Raw genomic sequence first — 18,198 nt, forward strand, 5'->3', positions numbered from 1 at the left:
TTAAAACAGATAGCGCACTTTAAATGTAACAAACTCTTGATCGGGCTGCTGCCAATTACTTTCTAATGTTGCAAAGCGGTTATTAGTTAAATCGCGTTCAATCAATTCGTTACCACCACGTCCATAAACCAAATAAATGTCTGAATATGCGCCCATTTTATAGCGCAGTTTTAGTTGCAAGTTGAAACGCGAGTCATCAAAGCTGGTATCGCGAGTGTCGGCTTGCAAACCATTTTGCGAAACACGATAAACCTGCTTACTTTGCGCCTTCAAACTCGCCCACTGAAAGGTCGAACTAAATTCAAGGTTGTCTAAAATTAAACCTGAAATTTTAATATGGTTTGCATAGTAATCACGGTCGTATTCGGTAATCACATTTTGTTGATTTGCTACCAGCCAGCCATCACCAGTACGGAAGTAATTATTAAATGCTATGCGCCAATTTGGGTGAGGCATTAACGTTAAATCAACAGCGTACTGATCAGCACGACCATGTAACCCTTCTTGATCATTTTGGTAACTCGCCGCCCAGCTAAACATGCCTGTATAAGGGCTAATGTACATCACGCGAGAAGTCCAGTTATCATCAACATAAACTGCATCCGTGCCATAACCTAAGTTGTCGTGCCATGCTCCCGCATAATAGTTAATTATGGTTTCAAATTGGCCGCCATTTTCTAAATTTAAGTTCACTAAATATTGCGGATTACTGGTTAGCTTTAAGCCATTATCATCGGTGTGATAATTAATACTGGCCTTTTGTAGTACGCGATTAAACCACTTATTCTCAGTGTTGATAGCGTGGCTAAAGTTAATTTCACTAGCACGCCAATTATTACGTTCGCTGTAACCTAAGTCGTTATTATCAAAATTATTATCGAGCCTTAGGTAATTAGCTGAAATTGATGTGTTTACATTAAATTGGTACTTTGCATTTAGCGATATACCCGTACCTTGTGTGCTTACTCCCTGCTCGCTTACATCCGTATGCATTAATGCAACCTGACCTGACCAGGTCTCACTTTGATACTGACTATCCCAAGCATAACTGTAGGCGTCTCTATCTAACCATGGGCGCTTGGTTTTAGTTGCCAGCACACCCGTTTGCCAATTTTGCTGCGCCGTTTGCTGGGTGTAATTAATACGCCCTGCATAAAAGTCTTTGCCCGCGTCTGAGGTTAAATTATCTTCTGCTACAGCAAAACCCGCCAACTGCAGGTTTTCGCCCTGATGGACAAAGCGCGCAGCAACATCAATTGGTGTGATCAATTCACTGTTATCATCACTGCCCGCACCAATACGACGAGTGTGAATAAGCTTTGTATTTCGCTCAGACGGAATGCTAAACACGCTAATATCTTGAGTGAAAAACGGACGCTTATCGGTGCGTAATGTTTCCACTGCGGAATAATTCAGCACCACCTCGTCACTGTCGACCTGACCAAAATCAGGATTCACCGCAACACTTAGCTTTTGATGGTGATTCGGCTTATAGACTAAATCAAACCCTAAGTTTGCATCGCCATCATTCGCCACAAAATCGTTTGAATAGCTGGCATAAGGCACAAATGCCCACTGCTGACTCTGTGGTATTTTCACCTGTACTTTTGGCATTTCAATATAAAAATCGCTATTGCCGGTAGTTTGTGGCTGCGAACCATAAATATAGTTTTTAGCTAAATCATAAAGCTGAAGCGATACACCCACTTGAGAATAGCCGTTGTCGTCTTGTTTGTGGCGAAACGACACTGCATGCCATGGTATAAACGCTTCTATCGACCAAAAATCATCGGCTTCATAAAATGCAGACTGCCAAGCGCCATCCCAATCATAGTCGGTTGCTAATTGCGGTGTCAGTACTGCATCTTGAATACCGCCACCCAGCGTTACCGCAAATAAATACGCGCCACTACCATCGCCTGAAAAATCGATAACAAAGCGATTGAAGTCAGCTTGCATAAACGCATCTTGCAAATTGTATTGCTTTTTACGCTGCTCCCTAGGCTGATAATTAATCATGCCGATATACATGCCTTTTTCATCGCTGTAGACTCGCCCTTCCACTTTATTTTTATGTTCTGACAAGGTGGCTGGCACTACCTGATAAAAGGTTTGGTATTGAGTGGCATCCTGCCATATATTTTCAGCGAGCTGACCATCTAATGTGATTGCCGATTGCTCGGCCAGTGTGGCAAAGCTCACAAGTGTAAAAGAGTAAATTAACGGATTTTTCATAACGGCTCATATGCGGTTTATTTGCATTACATATCAGCAGAAAAAGCTGCTTAAAAAGCTGATTTTTTTCTTAATAAAGCTGCTAGAAGTCTTATATTTATTGACTTTAATCTGCAAAACCGTATTTTTGTTATTAAAACTATAAAAGGCCTGTTTAAACAGCTATGGAAAACGCTCATACCCCAAGACAAGGTACATTTAGATTTGCAGAGTTTGAGTTTAATGCATCTAAAGATGAGCTTTGCCTATGGCAAACAGGTCAAATAGAAAAACTTGAGCCTCAAGTGTCTCAGTTACTTGCCATGCTAATAAATAATGCGCAGCAAGTTATCTCAAAAGAACACATTCAAACCGCATTGTGGCCAAACACCATAGTTGAACAAAACAGTCTGTATCAACTGTTAACTAAGCTGCGAAAACTACTCAGTGATAGCTCACGTAACCCTCGCTTTATAAAAACAGTGCCCAAAAAAGGCTACTGTTTTATTGCCGATGTTGAGCTTGTTAGCAATGTCCCAGCACAAGTAAAAACCATAGAACGCAGTAGTCGAAAGTTTCACCCGCTTTTAGCTGCGCTGCCTATTTTAGTCGTGTGTTTTAGCGTTTGGGCGTTTTTTAATAGCCAAGAAAATGAGTTTGAAATTCCACATTATGAACTTCATGATGTGAGCTACGATTTAGGGTTAGAATTTGATGTAAGCGTGCATCGCGAACACAATTTAATGGCATACATTAAAGATATCAAAACCCTCACCATCACAGATAAACAGGGCCAACAGTTATTCAATCGCACCTTTTCTCATCGTGTTGGTTTTCCCGCTTGGCAACACAAAGGAAAGCTATTAGCGTATTGGCAATTTATTGAAGATAAATGTGAGCTTTCAATTATTTCACCGCAAGGTGCCACCAGCCATCGCGCTAACGGCATAGTGTGTGAGTCTGCAAAACCGCCTGTTTGGAAATCAAATGACGAGCTTATTTTAAGCATCTTACAGCAAGGTGTATTAGTGCCCTATTTGTACCGCATTGGTACCGAAGAACTCATTGCGATGCCACTTGAGCGCCCTGCTCAAGCTGAGTATAAAGGGGCTATTTCGGCATGGGATAATCGCGTTTATTTTCTATTTAATTATATTGACCACACCAGCAAATTGGTGTCACTCGATGGCAAAGAAGCACTGAGCTGGCCATTTCCAGTTTGGCTTGCAGCTTATAACCCAAATAACGGTGCCATTGTCAGTAACGATGAAAGTCAGCGCCACAACTTAATAGCAACGCACCGCGATGGTCAAAGCTACCCTATTTACAACACCGCTCAAGGTCTTTTCACCAGTGCTTCGATTGATAAAAATGGTGATATCTACACTGCGATTGAAAGCTGGCAGGTAAATATTCGTGATAAAGACAACTTGCCGATTTTCTCAACCTCAAGCATCGATTATTTGCCCGTAAGTAATAGTTTAGGTGAAACCGCATTTATGTCGCGTCGCAGCGGCGTGTGCGAAGTGTATTTGCATGCCGACAACAAGGTAACTCGCCTTTCAAATCACAAAGGCTATGAATACGTTAAGTTTTTAGAATGGCGCCCAGATTTAAGCATGCTGCTGTCGAACCGCGATATGGATTTAGCGCTATACGATCGTAAAAGCCTGATTTTGCAATTTACCACTGAGCTAGATAGCACCATAAAAAATGCGGGCTGGTATGATATGCAAACAGTTTACGCCTTTGATGGCACCAAAATACAGCTCTATGATTTACAAGGTAGAATGATTAAAAGTATTGATTTAAATGCGCAGTTTGCCTATTTCGATAGCAGTAACAGCCGTTGGTTAGTGCTACAAGACAATCAATTAATCAGCAAAACTGATTTAACAGAAAACGGCGAAAATCTAGCAAAACTTAGCCGCGAACAAACTAACTTATTGCACAATATTCGCATTAAAAACAATGCACTATACTGGCAATCATCATGGTCAAAGCAAGATAAAATTTGGCGACTAGATCTTACTAACTCAAGCGATATTACACTGGTAAAACAAGGTAATTTAATTTGGCATTTTGATATTGACCCGTACGAGCAACTCACTATCGCACGCATGGAAGCTATAGAAGGTGATATTAAGCGCTTATCGCCAGAGCAAGTTAACTAACCTGAGCTCGGGATAACTAGCGTTAGCTGCTCTGTTTAACAAAGGCGAAGCCTTCTGCAAAACTGGTAAAATGCATTTTAGTAATACAGCAATTTGCCAAAGCAAAGGCATGTTTTTGCAGTAACAGCGAAAACTCTTCTAAGTTAAATGTTTTTATCTGTAAAAGCTCGCTATTACTGATAACACGGTAGTAGTTTCCTTTGCTATCAATCACGCCGTCATTTATCACTAAACTGCCCAGTAAATCCCGCATCTGATGCTGGCTTTCAACATATTCCAATTCATCGTCACCGCAATAATGGATCACTACAGGGTAGTTAAGCATTGCTATTAATTTCATTTTATTTATTGACTTAATTTTAAACTGTATTAGTGTATTAATACACCTATAAATTACTAATACACTATGAGCATAGATTTAATTCATGCAATTTACACCATAAATACCCAAGCATCGAGTGCGCTTTATCGTCAGGTGATGGAGCAAACCAAGCAGGGCATTCGTGCGGGATTGTTACAACCGGGTCAACAGTTGCCTTCGGTACGTGTAATGGCATCTAGCTTACAAGTAAACCCAATGACGATTTCTAAAGCATTCTCGCAATTAGAACAACAAGGTGTGCTGGAAAGACGAAAAGGCATTGGCATGTTGGTTGCCGAGCAACACAACATTAGTAATTACAGTGACGCGCTGCTCACTCAGCGAGATCAATTTTTAACGTTAGCCAAGCAGCAAAAGCTTTCTGACGACGCGATTATAACTATAGTACAAGATGCACTTTCTGCGCTAAGCAACAGGACGTAACTATGACTCAACCGATTATCACCATTGAAAAGGCCATCAAATCATACAAAAGCTTGCGCGTAATCGATAAACTGAATTGGCAAGTTAACGAAGGCGATATTGTTGGCTTACTTGGAAAAAATGCCGCCGGTAAAAGCACCCTATTAGAATCGATTATGGGCCTACGCCAATTAGATCAAGGCACAATTAAACTATGGGGTTATGAATGGCATGAATTACCACAAAGTAAAAAACAAAAAATTGGCTATGTAGCGCAAACAAGTTCTGCATTTGAATGGATGAAAGTAGCGCAATACACCGATTACATTAGTCAGTTTTTTCCATCGTGGGATAAAGCCTATTGCGAAACCTTGCTAAAGCGCTGGCGCATCAGCCATGATCAGGTAATTGGCAAGCTTTCTGGCGGCCAAAAACAAATGCTAGACGTGGTTCAGGCATTATCAATTCGCCCTGAACTGCTGATCTTAGACGAGCCTGTTGCACATCTTGATCCCCATATGCGCCGTGCCTTTTTAAAAGAAGTGATCGATTTGTGCTGTGAACACGGTACTACGGTGATTTTCTCAACTCATATTGTGTCTGACTTGGAACGCATCGCCAATCGCGTTGCGGTACTGCAATTTGGTGTGATCCGCCACTACTACGAGCTTGATGCTCTCAAGGCAAGCATTGCCAAGCTTAGCTTTACAAACACATCAAAAGTTAACTTGCTGGAAAAAGACACGTCGATTAGCAGAATTCAACAATTTGGTGACACAACCAACACTTGCATTATTGCGCCGTTGAAAAAGCCTATAGACGAGTGGTGTGCTTTTTACGATATTGATGCCACGATTCAGCCAATCAACCTGGAAGACTGGTATTTGGAGGTGGCAAATGAGTTTGTTTAAATCAAACGCGTGGATTTTAATGCGCAGTGGCACAGTAACACTGCCATTTATGCTTGTGCTTTCAGTCGTATTTAATGTGTTGTGGCTGCAAAAATCGCTCGATCCAAGCACCTTTCGCTATGTAAAAACCTATTTGCTAATAACCTGTTTACCATCACTATTTTTTGGCTTTTTGCTGGGAATTGGGTTGGCAAAACTAAAAACGCATTACCTATGGGCTGTAAATACGCTTTACCGTTTCTCAATATTAAAAAGCGCACTTATGTTAGCGGTGATTGGTGCATTACTAGTGAGTTCGTTTATTACATTGAGCAGTGAGCTTTCACTGCATTACATTTTAATACCGGTTAGCTTTTCGATTATTGGACTACTAGTAAACTCGAGCGACTCAGTTGTACACAATATTTTGCGTAACTTGTTTAGCTCATCCCTATTAATTTTAATGATGTTTGAAGCAACGCATGAAATAACCCAAATAATCATTTTTTTAACCGCTTGCTACGCAATCTATAACGCCTTTCAGTCACCAACTGGCAGAACTAAACTCAGTAAAACTCTAGTACCAACTGACCGCCAATCAGTCATTTGGTGGAATCAAAAATTAGCTACTTTTACCGCTAAATTTAAAAAGTCATTTAACAAAGATATTGCGTGGGCAGTATGTTACCCACAAACGAAAATTGGTTATTTAGGTGGCTATTTTGCTGCGATTTTTGGCTTTTTATTTGCCACCACAGATAACGAAGTACTTATAAACTTTATGTTGTTATCGCTCGTGCTCGGGTGCCAATTTCCGGTTTACCAAGAGTTCAACCAACTTAAACATCAAATAAAATCAATAGCTCACTGTTTTGACAGCTCTAGTCAGTTGATCAAACACATTATTTATGCATTTGATAAAGTGGTATTGCGTAATACAGTTCTTATTTTTGCTGCAATGGTTGCCATCACTTTATTTAGGCAAGATGCGCAAGAAGCAATGAAAATCGCATTTTTAACCGTATTTGCAACAACAATGTTTTTAGCGTTTGCGCCTTTATTAATCGTGTACTTTTCAGGCTGTATAAATCTAAAGAATATCGCTCTTTTTGCAGTGATTTGTGTATTAGAAGTCGGTGTGTTTGGACTAGTACATTACACCAGTGAGCAGCTTAGTATTTATTTGATTTGTATTTTGGTTGCCTTGATTACTATTCCAATGCGGTATTTCACGCAACAATTGGCGATGCGCCAACCACTTGAAAGAATTACCAATTAACTTGTACTAGGTCAAAGATGATTGAATAAAATGCATTGTTCTATGTAATTCAATAAGCTAGAGTAAAACAAAAGTAGTAATTATGTAGTGCAGTGCCGTTCTTTCGATTTTTAAATATAAAAATTAGTTTAGCTTTTGTTGCGATTTGTTTGCTTATCACGCAACACCTTGTGGCTGCAGAAAAAACGCACCCAATCACTTACTACACCGAGCTTTACCCGCCTTCAAGTTATTATTACAACGACCAATTAATCGGCTTATCGGTCGATTTATTAAAATTCATTTGGCACGATCAAGGTATCGCCGAGCAACCTATATTAGTTGTGCCCTGGGCACGTGGCTATAAAGAAGTTAGCGATAAACCAAATACCGCATTATTCGCCATGTCTAAAACAGCTGATCGTGCAGCAAAATTTAAATGGGTAGGGCCGTTATTTACCGCTGAGTATTACATTATTGCGCAGCCGAACACCGGCTTGTTTATTACAGATATTACCCAAGTTTATGATAAATCTATTGCGGTTATTCGAAATGACGTAACGCAAAGTCTTATCTACGAAACTGATTTTCCACGTCAACATATAATCGCAGCTAAAAGCATGGATGATGCGCTAGCCTTGTTTAAAGCAGAGCGTGTCGACTTATTAGCTATTTCACGCTCAGGATTAAACGCTGCTATAAAACAAAGAAAGCTTGGCAGCAATCTATTTCAGCGTATTCTATTGCTTAAGGTGATTGATGATTACATTGCCTTTAGTAAAGATACACCCGATGAAATAGTTGAAGCATTTCAAGCGAGTTTAGATAAATTGAAAAATCAGCATCTCGCGCTTAAGGAAGAATATAAACTTAATTAGGAATAAGCCATGAATAAATACATAGCCGCGCTGCCCGCCATTCGCCCACCGTTTTTAACGCTAGCGCCGCTGTCGTGTTTAGTTGGACTTGCATACTGTGCTTATCAAGGCATAACTATTGATATGTTCGATGCGCTACTAAGCGTGCTTGGTGCAATACTCGCTGCAATTGCCGTGAATACCATCAATGAATATCAAGATTTTCAAAGTGGTTTAGATTTAAATACCACGCCAACACCTTTTAGCGGTGGCAGCGGTTTATTAAAGCAAAATCCAACTCTCGCCCCGATAGTTAAGCGGTATGCTGTTGGCTCTGTAATTGCGGTGATATTAATTGGTGTACTTTTTATTTTTCGCATTGGCGCTGCGCTAATTCCAATTGGTTTACTTGGCCTATTGATAGTAGTGAGTTATACCAAGGTGCTTAATAAACACCCTTGGCTATGTTTTATTGCACCGGGTATCGGCTTTGCTATTCTAATGCCTGTTGGCGCATATTTAGTGCAAACGGGTAATATTAGTTACTCATTAGTCGCGATTAGTTTAGTGCCATTTTTAATCACCAACAATCTGCTGTTAATAAACCAACTACCCGACATAGTCGCCGACAAAAGCGTTGGCCGCAAACATATCGCTATTTACTATGGCGTTAACGTTGCTCGCTGGGTTTTTGCGCTGTCATTGTTTTCGGCATTTGCTGGCGTAGTGTGTTTAGTAATGATTGGCCTACTGCCTAAGCTTGCGTTAATCGCTTTACTGCCTCTCGGACTTTGTTTGCTTTCCTTGGTATACTTGTTCCGATTAGGTGATAACATAGCACAGCATTTACCTGCGATGGGCATGGTAGCTGCTGCGGCAAACCTAACGCCATTAATGTTATCTCTCGCTTTATTTATGAGTAAAAGTTAAATACCAATGACCATTAGTTACCAATTCACGCTCGACAAAGCATACCTTGAAGAGTGTTTTGACGAATCACTGCCACACAGCCCTCACCAAACACCAAAATACGGCTTTGCCGGCAGCTTTATTGGCATTGGAATGGGCCTTATTATCTTTACCGATATTGGTGGTGTAGCACCTTACATTATGGTTGGTTTAGGCATTTTAGAATTTATTAGTTTCTACTATCGCCGTCCTTGGTGGCTTACGCGCCAGATGTGGAGCAGGGCATCTAACTCGACTGTCACAATCACCCTAAATGAAGATGGCATTGAAAGTAAAAACCCCTATACCGAGTCACTGCTTGAATGGGATCAGATCAAAGAAATCATTCACACACCAAAAGGCATGCTGTTTGTTAATTACAAAGGCCAACAAACTTATCTTTCAAAAGCATTTATGCCAGCAGACAGCGAAAGCTACATTGAAAAGCAGATTGCAGTTTACAAGGTGAAAATAACGCGATAACACAGCACTTGCTGTGTTATTTATTGGTGCTAAAGCGTCGCGACACGGTTGCGGCCACTTCGTTTGGCGCTATATAAGGCCTCGTCAGCTTGTTTTACCGCATTGTAAAAGGCAACCACTGAATGTACTTCTGCCACCCCAAAACTGGCAGTTAGCGCTAAATTCTCACCACTTTCCAAATTAACCGGATGATCTTCAATATTCTTTCTTAGTTTTTCTGCGATTTGCACAGCTTGACGCATCGATGCGTGCGGCAAGCAAACAATAAACTCTTCTCCACCATAACGAGCTACCACGTCTGAATAGCGTAATTGATTTTGCATTAATTTAGCTATGTGCATCAGTGCTTTATCACCAATATCGTGGCCATGGTTATCGTTTACCGCTTTAAAGCGATCGATATCGCACATTATTACCGTCATTGGCAGAAATTCCGCCGTCGTTTTTTCCATTTTAGTTAAGAAAATCGCATCAATAAATCGACGGTTTGGCAAACCCGTTAACGCATCGGTATTGGCTTTTTGCTTTTGATTATAGGTAATATTAGTTATGGCTTGATGACTTTTATCGCGAAAATACTCACTAATAAATGCAAAAAATACCACCAGCGAAAAGCCCGATAAAAATCGCGATTTTTCAACGTGACCATAATTTGCTTGACCAAAATCTGGGCCATATAACTGAAACGCAATAGCACCGATCGCAAATGCTGTTAACAACAAGCCAAAACGCACGCCTAACATAGTAAACACCACAACCGGATAAAACATAATCCAATAAAGCGCAGTATTTTCCTTTCCGCCGGTGTAAACCAATAAAATACTTAGTAGCAAGACTGTAAGCGCAATGCCAATACTGCAATATTTAAGTTGTCGAGTACTAAAATAAATAACCACATTAATAAATACGGCAATAAGTGCGCCCAATAAAGTAATGCTCAAAAGCCACGGGTAGGTTTGAAAATTCGCTAACAATAGCCCCGAAAACACTACCAAAGCGATACCAGACATTGCCAAAAACGAAAAAACTCGGCGTTTTAGTTCGGCGCTGTGTAAGCCATCAACTTCAATAAAGCTTCGCCATAGCTCGGTTGTATGAGAGTTATTTTGCTGCATTTTTAATTTTTGTATTTATTGTTGTAGAAGTTAACTAAGTACATTCGAGTACCGAACAACTAGCACTAAGTTTAATGCAGACTTGGTAAAAAGCTAATCTCGCACAATACCAAGCCTCGTAACACTATTTAGCTAAAAACAGTGCAAGTTCATTAGTTAATTCAGAATAATAAGGGTTGTAGCTTAAGCGTTGAAAAAGCACATGCTTTTGCCCAGCAAGCGGTGTTTTTTCTGAAGCTGGAATATTGGGCGTTACTTTGCAAGCATTGTATTTTTCTGCGTCTGCCAAGTAATGGCCGCAGTTTCGATATACAGCATGCTTACCATAATGAATATTGCTTGGCGCATTAGGAATTGCGGTATGTGCCATTTGTAGTTGGTCATCACACTTTGGCATGCATTGCGGTGTTACTAATTTTACATTTTCAAATGCACTTACCTGATTTGCGTTATCACGTTCGCCGTAATAAACCAAAGTGAGTGGTGTAGGGGTTTTACGTTGCCACTGGGCCAATAAATCGAGTGTTGCGGCAGTATCAATCGTCATATCATGCTCGGGCACAGCAACAAGCATAGGTACGTTGTGCGTAATATGACGTTTTTTCAGTGGATACACATCGCTCATTAAATGATGTACTTGTGCACCGGCATTAATCGGAAATGATTCATACTTAGCAAAATCAACGTCTGCGTCTTTATCAAGCCAATTTAAAAAAGGCACATAGTCAATATATTGCGCAAGCCACGACATTGAATTTTTAGCTTTTGTCGCTGGCGCAAACAACATTACACCAGACAGTTTCGGGCTCAGAGACTTTCGCGTAAGCATATAATCTAAAATAAGACCGGCACCCGTTGAGAAGCCGCCCAAATATACCTGCTCAAAATCATTAAGTGATTGTTCAATCGCAAATGCACTCAGTGCGCGCCAATCGTTGTAATCTACATAGCGTAAATGTTCTGCTGCAGTGCCGTGACCTGGCAACAACACAGTACGCACATTGAATCCTTGCTGGTGGTAAAACGCGGATAAATCATGAAAACTATACGGCGAATCGGTTAAACCATGGATTAGCAGTACCACTTTATCACTATTTGCTTGTGTTAACTGATACGGCTTTACTAAATCAGTAATGGTTGGTGCGCTGATGTTTTGCTGATTTAAAACGTAGTTATTAACAGGGCAAGGTACATTTGCACGGGGGTTAAGCGCTGTTATTTGCTGCTCGGTTTGCACTAAATAATCTTCGAAATTAAGGTCGGATAAATCAACTACTTTAGCAACATCTGATTTAGCCAAAAACCGATAGCTACCCTCGCTAATTGAGTGGTTGATTAACTTAACGTCCGCACTTTGAGATAAGCAATTTGCAAAGCTATTGGCACTTATAAAAAATAGTAAAATGCCCAATGTTTTAAATACGTTACTCATCAAACCAACCTTTAAGTTTTTATTGGAATAACAAAATACTACCTCAATTTACAAGATAAGCTGATCTAAAATTATCTAATAACTTATACGAATGTAAGCAATGCGTAGGAATACGCTTGGTGGAAACGTTAATAACGCTTAATAAACTCGAGCAAACGATTGTTTGCTGGCATTTCGTTATCGGTAATCAATTCAAGACCCGCTTTTTCTGCTAGTTGGCAGATCCATTCAAAATCTCGAATACCGCGGGTGTGGTCTTTCACTTTTAACCATTGGTCAAACTCTGCATTTGACGATGATGTAAACTCACCATGGTAGTTAAATGGGCCATAAATACACAGCGTGCCATTTTGCATTAAAAAGCGGTTCACTTTATCAAAAAACGCTTCAACAAGTTGAGGGCTAACAATATGCAGGGTATTGGCGGTAAACATGCCATCGTATTGTGCTATTTGCCAAGGCTCTGCAATATCAAGCGCCAACGGCGGCAATAAGTTAGGTGCTGGAAAGGCATCAAGCCATGCCATCATACCTTGATGATTTGCCAACACATCACTGGTTTGCCAACTAAGGTGAGCAAGTGCAGGAGCAAAATACACCGCATGTTGGCCACTGCCTGAACCTATCTCTAAAACACTGATTGCATTAGAAAATGCCGATTTAAGAATGGATAAAATCGGATCTTTATTATTCTCACAGGCTTTAGAGTAGGGCTGCATACTATTTCTCTGAAAGTAACGAAAGGAAGAAAGCGAGTACTAGCGCACGCTCTTTTAAGCTTTTAAAGCGTCCAGATGCGCCACCATGACCACTGTCCATATCAGTTTTAAATAACAGTAAGTTATTATCTGTTTTGTATTCACGTAACTTGGCAACCCATTTCATTGGCTCCCAATACTGAACTTGCGAGTCGTGAAAACCGGTTGTTACTAAAATATTCGGGTAGTCTTGCGCGCTAATATTATCGTATGGTGAATACGCTTTAATCCACTCATAGGCATCGCGTTCATTTGGGTTACCCCATTCATCGTATTCATTTGTTGTTAGTGGAATGCTTTCATCTAACATAGTGGTTAACACATCTAAGAAAGGTACTGTGCAATCAATACCTAAATAAAGTTCTGGCGCTTGATTAACCACAGCGCCCATTAATAAACCACCAGCACTGCCGCCCGAAGCAAACACTTTATCTTTAGCACCGTAACCACTTTCAACCAGCGCTCGTGTTACATCGATAAAATCATTAAAACTATTTTGCTTATGTTGCATTTTACCTTGCTCGTACCATTCGCGGCCAAGCATTTCAGAGCCTCGAACATGCGAGATAGCATAAACAAACCCTCTATCGAGCAAGCTTAGATTATGCGCTGAAAAGTTAGGATCGATGGTAATGCCATAAGCGCCATAACCATATTGGTACAGCGGATTTGTGCCATCTTGTTTAAACATGTCTTTGCGGTAAACCAGCGATACTGGAATATCGACACCATCGCGGCTAGTGATCATCAAACGCTCAGCTTGATAATTAGCTGCATCAAAATCACCTAGTACTTTTTGTTGCTTAAGCAAGCGTTTTTCACCTGTGTTTAGGTCAAACTCAAATAAGCTACTTGGGGTGGTTAAACTTGAATAGAAAATACGCGCAGTGTCGGTATCTGGCTCTGGGTTATCACCAATACCGGCAAAAAAGCATGGGTCGTCAAAGGCAAGGGCAAAGTGCTCCCCATTATTTGGGTAGATAACAAAACGAATTTGGCCCAATTCGCGCTCTGTCACGACTTTAAACTGAGTGAATAATTCAACACCTTCCACCAGAACATTAGTACGGTGCGCTACAAACGATTGCCACAGTGATTTGTCTTGAATAGTTTGCGCGGTAGCAGTAAAAATACAAAAGTTCTTCGCCTGCCAGTTGGAATAAATAACGTATTCGTCGCCCAACTTATCAATATCGTAAATATGGTTTTCTTCACGAGGAATTAAGCGTTTAAACTCGCCAAGTGGATTGTTAGCATCAAGCACTAAGCAATCGGTAGTTTCGGTAGCTGCAAGGTCTATCATCAGTAGGCTATCGTCACGGCTTTTGCCAAGCCCCATGTAAAAACTGTGATCGTCTTCTTCATAAACCAGCACATCATCATTTTGTGATGTACCCAGCACATGACGGTAAACTTGATAGCCGAGCAGGGTTTGTAAGTCCTTCCTTACATAAAATACTGTTTTATTATCATTGGCCCAAATAATTTGGCCTTCAGTATTTTCAAGTACATCGTCTAAATAGGTATTTGAATCAATATACTTAAAACGTACAGTGTAAATGCGGCGGCTATCGGTATCTTCTGAATAGGCTAGTAATTCATCATTTGGGCTAATGCCAATTTCACCTAAGTCGTAAAACTCATGTTCACTAGCAAGCATATTAACATCTAATAATAGGGTTTTATTATCGCCAGTCGCGCTGGTGGCTCGGTAATGACGCGCATATTCTTCGTCGCCAGTAACTTCACTGTGATACCAATACTTGCCGTCTTTTACTGGTACGGTGCTGTCATCTTTTTCAATGCGGCCTTTAAGCTCTTCAAACAATTCGGTTTGCAGTGTTTCACTTGGTTTTAACACTGCATCGCAATAGTTATTTTCAGCAGTTAAGTGATCAAGCACGGCTTGGTCAGAGCGTGCGTCATCGCGCATCCAGTAGTAGTTGTCTATGCGTTCTTGATTGTGTGAACGAAGTGTTTTTGCTGTTTTAGTCGCAATTGGTGCACTAGCTGTACGGTCTAAACGTAAAGTTGTCATGGAGTGAGCAGAAAACCCAAAATATTAGCGTTAGTAATAGCCGCAGTTTAGCAAAATTAAGCATCGTTAACATTAAGTTACTTTTTACGTTTTAAATCCATTTTTGCTTTGGGTAGACTCATTTATTGATAAAAACAAAAAATTTCACTTTAAAGGTCCCAAGGGAAACACAATGAAATTAAAGCTACTTACACTTGCTGTAGCACTAAGCTTCGCCACCAGTGGCGCAGCAATGGCAAAAGACGACAAGAAAAAAGACGAAAAGAAAGATAAAACACTCGCAGAAATGCTTGAGAAAAAAACCGCTTCTGAAGGGTTATTTAATCTTTATCAAGATAAGAAAACCGGCGAAACCATGATGGTGATTAGTGAGGTAAACTTAAACAAACCTTACGTTTACTTTGCACATACGGTTGACGGTGTAATTGATGCAGGCCACGTACGTGGCTCTTACCGCGAAACCAAATTAATTGAGTTCCGCCGCCACTTTGATCGCATTGATATTATAAGCAAAACACCACGCTATAAGTTTGATCCTAATAATGCAATTGCCAAAGCAAGCGATGCAAATATCAGTGAAGCTGTATTAGCTAGCTTAAAAATTGAAAAAGAAGAAGACGGTAAGTTTGCACTTAAAGTAGATAAACTGTTCAAGAGTGAAGCACTGCATAAGGTATCTCCTTGGAAACGCGCTGGTGATAAAAACGCTAAAAAGCGTTTTAACCCAGGTAAGCTAGACGACAAAAAATCGCGTATTCTTAGTAACCGTAATTACACAAACAACTTAGATGTCGTTGTTGATTATGTATTTAAAAATGCCAACCCAAGCGTGCGTGGTACAAAATCGGTAACCGACCCACGAACTGTATCGGTAAAAGTGCAGCACTCATTTATTGAGTTGCCACAAAACGATTACCAACCGCGTAAAGATGATTCACGCGTTGGCTACTTTGGTCAGCAATTTGATGATATGACGACTAGCGACTGGGCGCCATATCAAGATTACATTAACCGTTGGAATCTCGTTAAGAAAGACCCTAATGCCGCAATTTCTGAGCCTGTTAAGCCGATTACTTGGTGGATTGAAAATACCACACCTGTTGAGTGGCGCGAAACGGTAAAAGAGGGCGTATTAGCATGGAACTTAGCATTTGAAAAAGCGGGTTTTAAAAACGCCATTGAAGTAAAAGTACAGCCGGACGATGCAGAGTGGGACGCAGGCGACATTAACTACAACGTATTACGTTGGACTTCTTCACCACGTCCTCCATTTGGCGGTTACGGCCCATCACTTGCAAACCCACTAACAGGCCAAATTTTAGGTTCTGACATCATGCTTGAATACGTGTTTATGAAAAACCGTTGGATGATGGACAGCTTATACAGCCAAGCGGCATCATCAAGCGCTCACAACCATGAGATAGCAAGTCAAGAAGGGCTGCATTGCAGCCAAGGTCATGAATTACAACAAGGCATGATGTTAGCTAACTCACTAGCAACAACCGATATCGAGAAGAAAGAAATTTTAGAGCAAGGCTTAAAAATGCTTATTCTTCACGAAGTTGGCCATACGCTTGGTCTTAACCACAATATGAAAGCGTCTATTTTGTGGAACGAAAAAGAAGTTCATGACAAAGCTAAAACGCAAGGTATTTTAACCGGTTCAGTAATGGACTATACGCCAGCTAACATTGCACCAAAAGGCATGACCCAAGGCGATTACTTCCAAGATAAGCCAGGCCCTTACGATGATTGGGCAATTGAGTATGGTTACTCACAAGGTTTAACTGATGCTGCGGCAGAAGCAGCGCGTTTAGAATCAATTTTAAAACGCTCTAGCGAACACGGTTTAGCATTTGGTAATGATGCCGATGATATGCGCGCACCAGGTCGACATATCGACCCACGCGTAATGATTGGCGATATGTCATCAAACGCAGTGGCATATGCCAAAGATCGTATGGAATTAGTAAACCAAACATTCGGTAAACTTGAGCAAACAGCGCTAAATGACGGTGAGTCATATCAAGAGCTGCTGATCAAAGCAAATATGCTATTTGGTCAATACCGCGCTCAAGCAGGCGTTGTATCACGTTACATTGGCGGTGTTTATGTTGAGCGTGACAATGTTGGTAGCAATACACAACCTTACACGCCGGTGCCACTTGCTAAACAAAAAGAGGCGATGAACGTACTAACTGATCTCGTATTTGCACCAGATACGTTATCAGCAATGGAACCTCTGCTTAACAAGATGCAACACCAGCGTCGCGGCTTTAGTCATTATGGTAAAAACGAAGATCCTAAGTACCACGCTATGGTACTTCGCATGCAAAAGAATGTATTAGCTCAGCTATTACATCCAAATGTAATGACGCGTATTTCGGATACCACAAAATACGGTAACGAATACGATGTGAATAGCTTCTTAAATGACTTAACCGCTGCCGTTTTTGTTGATGCAAAGTCAGCGTCATCAGTAAGCCACAACGTACAAACTGAATATGTGCAGTCGTTAATTAAGATTGCGGGTATCAACAAACCGTCAAAGCACGATAACTTGGCAAAAGCAGCTGCATTTAAGCAACTACAAGATATTCAAGGTGCAAGCCTATCTTGGGGCGCTTCAGATGCTGCGAAAGCACAAAAAGCCTATATTGATATGCTAATTGAGAAAGCATTAAAAGCGTAATTAATATCGCTAAGCTATTTTAACTAAAACGTTGAAAGCCGAACATTTATTGTTCGGCTTTTTTATTGTATTGTACTAGCTGGACTTATTATCAAAGGATATGATTTATGAAAAAAGCGATTTTAGTTTCACTTACACTGATACTAGGTGCATGTAACTCAACTGAAAAAGTAAGTGAGCCTTACTTCACACAAGCTCCTATACAAGTAGAGCAAACTGAAGTAAAGAAATACTGGGTATTTCAACCGCAAAAACCAAAAAAATTCCATGGTAAGCGCCCCTCTTGGATGCCGGATCAACCTGGAATGATGACATATAAGCTAGTCATCGATTCAAACGGTAACGAAGTTACAAAAGAGCTGATTTCAACTACACCAAGTAATTGGATGACACAGCAACAACTAACAGACATGCCAAAAATGACTTATAAGCCAAGTGACCAAAATACTAACCGAGTGCCTGTTAAGGTAGTAATGCAGCTAGCACTGGGAATTACACGCAATAAATAGAAATCATATACAACAAAAAACCGAGGATTAACCTCGGTTTTTATAT

15 protein-coding genes are annotated in these 18,198 nt (G+C 40.5%); 9 read left to right on the forward strand and 6 right to left on the reverse strand.

Going from position 1 to position 18,198, the window contains the following annotated elements; all coding sequences use genetic code 11:
• Nucleotides 1-2,235, reverse strand: a complete 2,235-nt coding sequence (locus AN214_RS08660) for a DUF5916 domain-containing protein (RefSeq protein ID WP_054979367.1) — start codon at nt 2,233-2,235, stop codon at nt 1-3.
• A gap of 164 nt (nt 2,236-2,399) precedes the next feature.
• Between AN214_RS08660 and AN214_RS08665 the strand changes: the two genes are divergently transcribed.
• Nucleotides 2,400-4,388 carry a winged helix-turn-helix domain-containing protein gene (locus AN214_RS08665; RefSeq protein WP_054979368.1) on the forward strand — a complete coding sequence of 663 codons (1,989 nt, stop codon included), beginning with the start codon at nt 2,400-2,402 and terminating at the stop codon, nt 4,386-4,388.
• A gap of 22 nt (nt 4,389-4,410) precedes the next feature.
• On the opposite strand, the gene AN214_RS08670 is transcribed toward AN214_RS08665, so the two are convergent.
• The gene (locus AN214_RS08670) at nt 4,411-4,728 is read right to left on the reverse strand and encodes a DUF4144 family protein (RefSeq protein ID WP_054979369.1); all 318 of its coding nucleotides are present in this window, start codon (nt 4,726-4,728) and stop codon (nt 4,411-4,413) included.
• A 66-nt stretch (nt 4,729-4,794) separates the two neighbouring features.
• Here AN214_RS08670 and AN214_RS08675 point away from each other — a divergent pair, with 66 nt between their 5' ends.
• The 6 genes from AN214_RS08675 (at nt 4,795) to AN214_RS08700 (ending at nt 9,608) form a co-directional block, all read left to right on the forward strand.
• The gene (locus AN214_RS08675) at nt 4,795-5,193 is read left to right on the forward strand and encodes a GntR family transcriptional regulator (protein ID WP_054979370.1); all 399 of its coding nucleotides are present in this window, start codon (nt 4,795-4,797) and stop codon (nt 5,191-5,193) included.
• 2 nt (nt 5,194-5,195) lie between these two features.
• Nucleotides 5,196-6,083, forward strand: coding sequence for an ABC transporter ATP-binding protein (locus AN214_RS08680; RefSeq protein WP_054979371.1), 888 nt, complete (start codon nt 5,196-5,198; stop codon nt 6,081-6,083).
• Nucleotides 6,070-7,341: a hypothetical protein gene (locus tag AN214_RS08685; protein ID WP_054979372.1), complete on the forward strand. Its 1,272-nt coding sequence runs from the start codon at nt 6,070-6,072 to the stop codon at nt 7,339-7,341. Before AN214_RS08680 ends, AN214_RS08685 begins: the two co-directional genes overlap by 14 nt.
• A 170-nt stretch (nt 7,342-7,511) precedes the next feature.
• Nucleotides 7,512-8,198, forward strand: a complete 687-nt coding sequence (locus AN214_RS08690; RefSeq protein ID WP_161805672.1) for an ABC transporter substrate-binding protein — start codon at nt 7,512-7,514, stop codon at nt 8,196-8,198.
• 9 nt (nt 8,199-8,207) lie between these two features.
• Nucleotides 8,208-9,107 carry a prenyltransferase gene (locus AN214_RS08695; RefSeq protein ID WP_054979374.1) on the forward strand — a complete coding sequence of 300 codons (900 nt, stop codon included), beginning with the start codon at nt 8,208-8,210 and terminating at the stop codon, nt 9,105-9,107.
• 6 nt (nt 9,108-9,113) lie between these two features.
• Nucleotides 9,114-9,608, forward strand: coding sequence for a YcxB family protein (locus tag AN214_RS08700; RefSeq protein WP_054979375.1), 495 nt, complete (start codon nt 9,114-9,116; stop codon nt 9,606-9,608).
• A gap of 29 nt (nt 9,609-9,637) precedes the next feature.
• Here the strand turns inward: AN214_RS08700 and AN214_RS08705 are convergent, their stop codons facing one another.
• From AN214_RS08705 to AN214_RS08720, 4 genes are all read right to left on the reverse strand, one after another.
• Nucleotides 9,638-10,723: a GGDEF domain-containing protein gene (locus AN214_RS08705; protein WP_054979376.1), complete on the reverse strand. Its 1,086-nt coding sequence runs from the start codon at nt 10,721-10,723 to the stop codon at nt 9,638-9,640.
• 124 nt (nt 10,724-10,847) lie between these two features.
• On the reverse strand, nt 10,848-12,155 hold the full coding sequence (locus AN214_RS08710; protein WP_054979377.1) for a carboxylesterase: 1,308 nt from the start codon (nt 12,153-12,155) through the stop codon (nt 10,848-10,850).
• 128 nt (nt 12,156-12,283) lie between these two features.
• The gene (locus AN214_RS08715; protein WP_054979378.1) at nt 12,284-12,874 is read right to left on the reverse strand and encodes a DUF938 domain-containing protein; all 591 of its coding nucleotides are present in this window, start codon (nt 12,872-12,874) and stop codon (nt 12,284-12,286) included.
• Nucleotide 12,875: 1 nt separating this feature from the next.
• A complete protein-coding gene (locus tag AN214_RS08720; RefSeq protein WP_054979379.1) occupies nt 12,876-14,951 on the reverse strand; it encodes a S9 family peptidase in 2,076 nt (691 codons plus the stop codon).
• A gap of 172 nt (nt 14,952-15,123) precedes the next feature.
• Between AN214_RS08720 and AN214_RS08725 the strand changes: the two genes are divergently transcribed.
• Together AN214_RS08725 and AN214_RS08730 are read left to right on the forward strand one after the other, a co-directional pair.
• Complete coding sequence (locus AN214_RS08725) at nt 15,124-17,643, forward strand: zinc-dependent metalloprotease (protein WP_054979380.1); 2,520 nt, start codon at nt 15,124-15,126, stop codon at nt 17,641-17,643.
• Between the two features lie 107 nt (nt 17,644-17,750).
• Nucleotides 17,751-18,152, forward strand: coding sequence for a hypothetical protein (locus AN214_RS08730; protein ID WP_054979381.1), 402 nt, complete (start codon nt 17,751-17,753; stop codon nt 18,150-18,152).
• The last annotated feature ends 46 nt before the right edge of the window (nt 18,153-18,198 follow it).

Source organism: Pseudoalteromonas sp. P1-9 (assembly GCF_001399975.1).
In the GTDB taxonomy this organism is placed as follows: Bacteria; Pseudomonadota; Gammaproteobacteria; order Enterobacterales; family Alteromonadaceae; genus Pseudoalteromonas.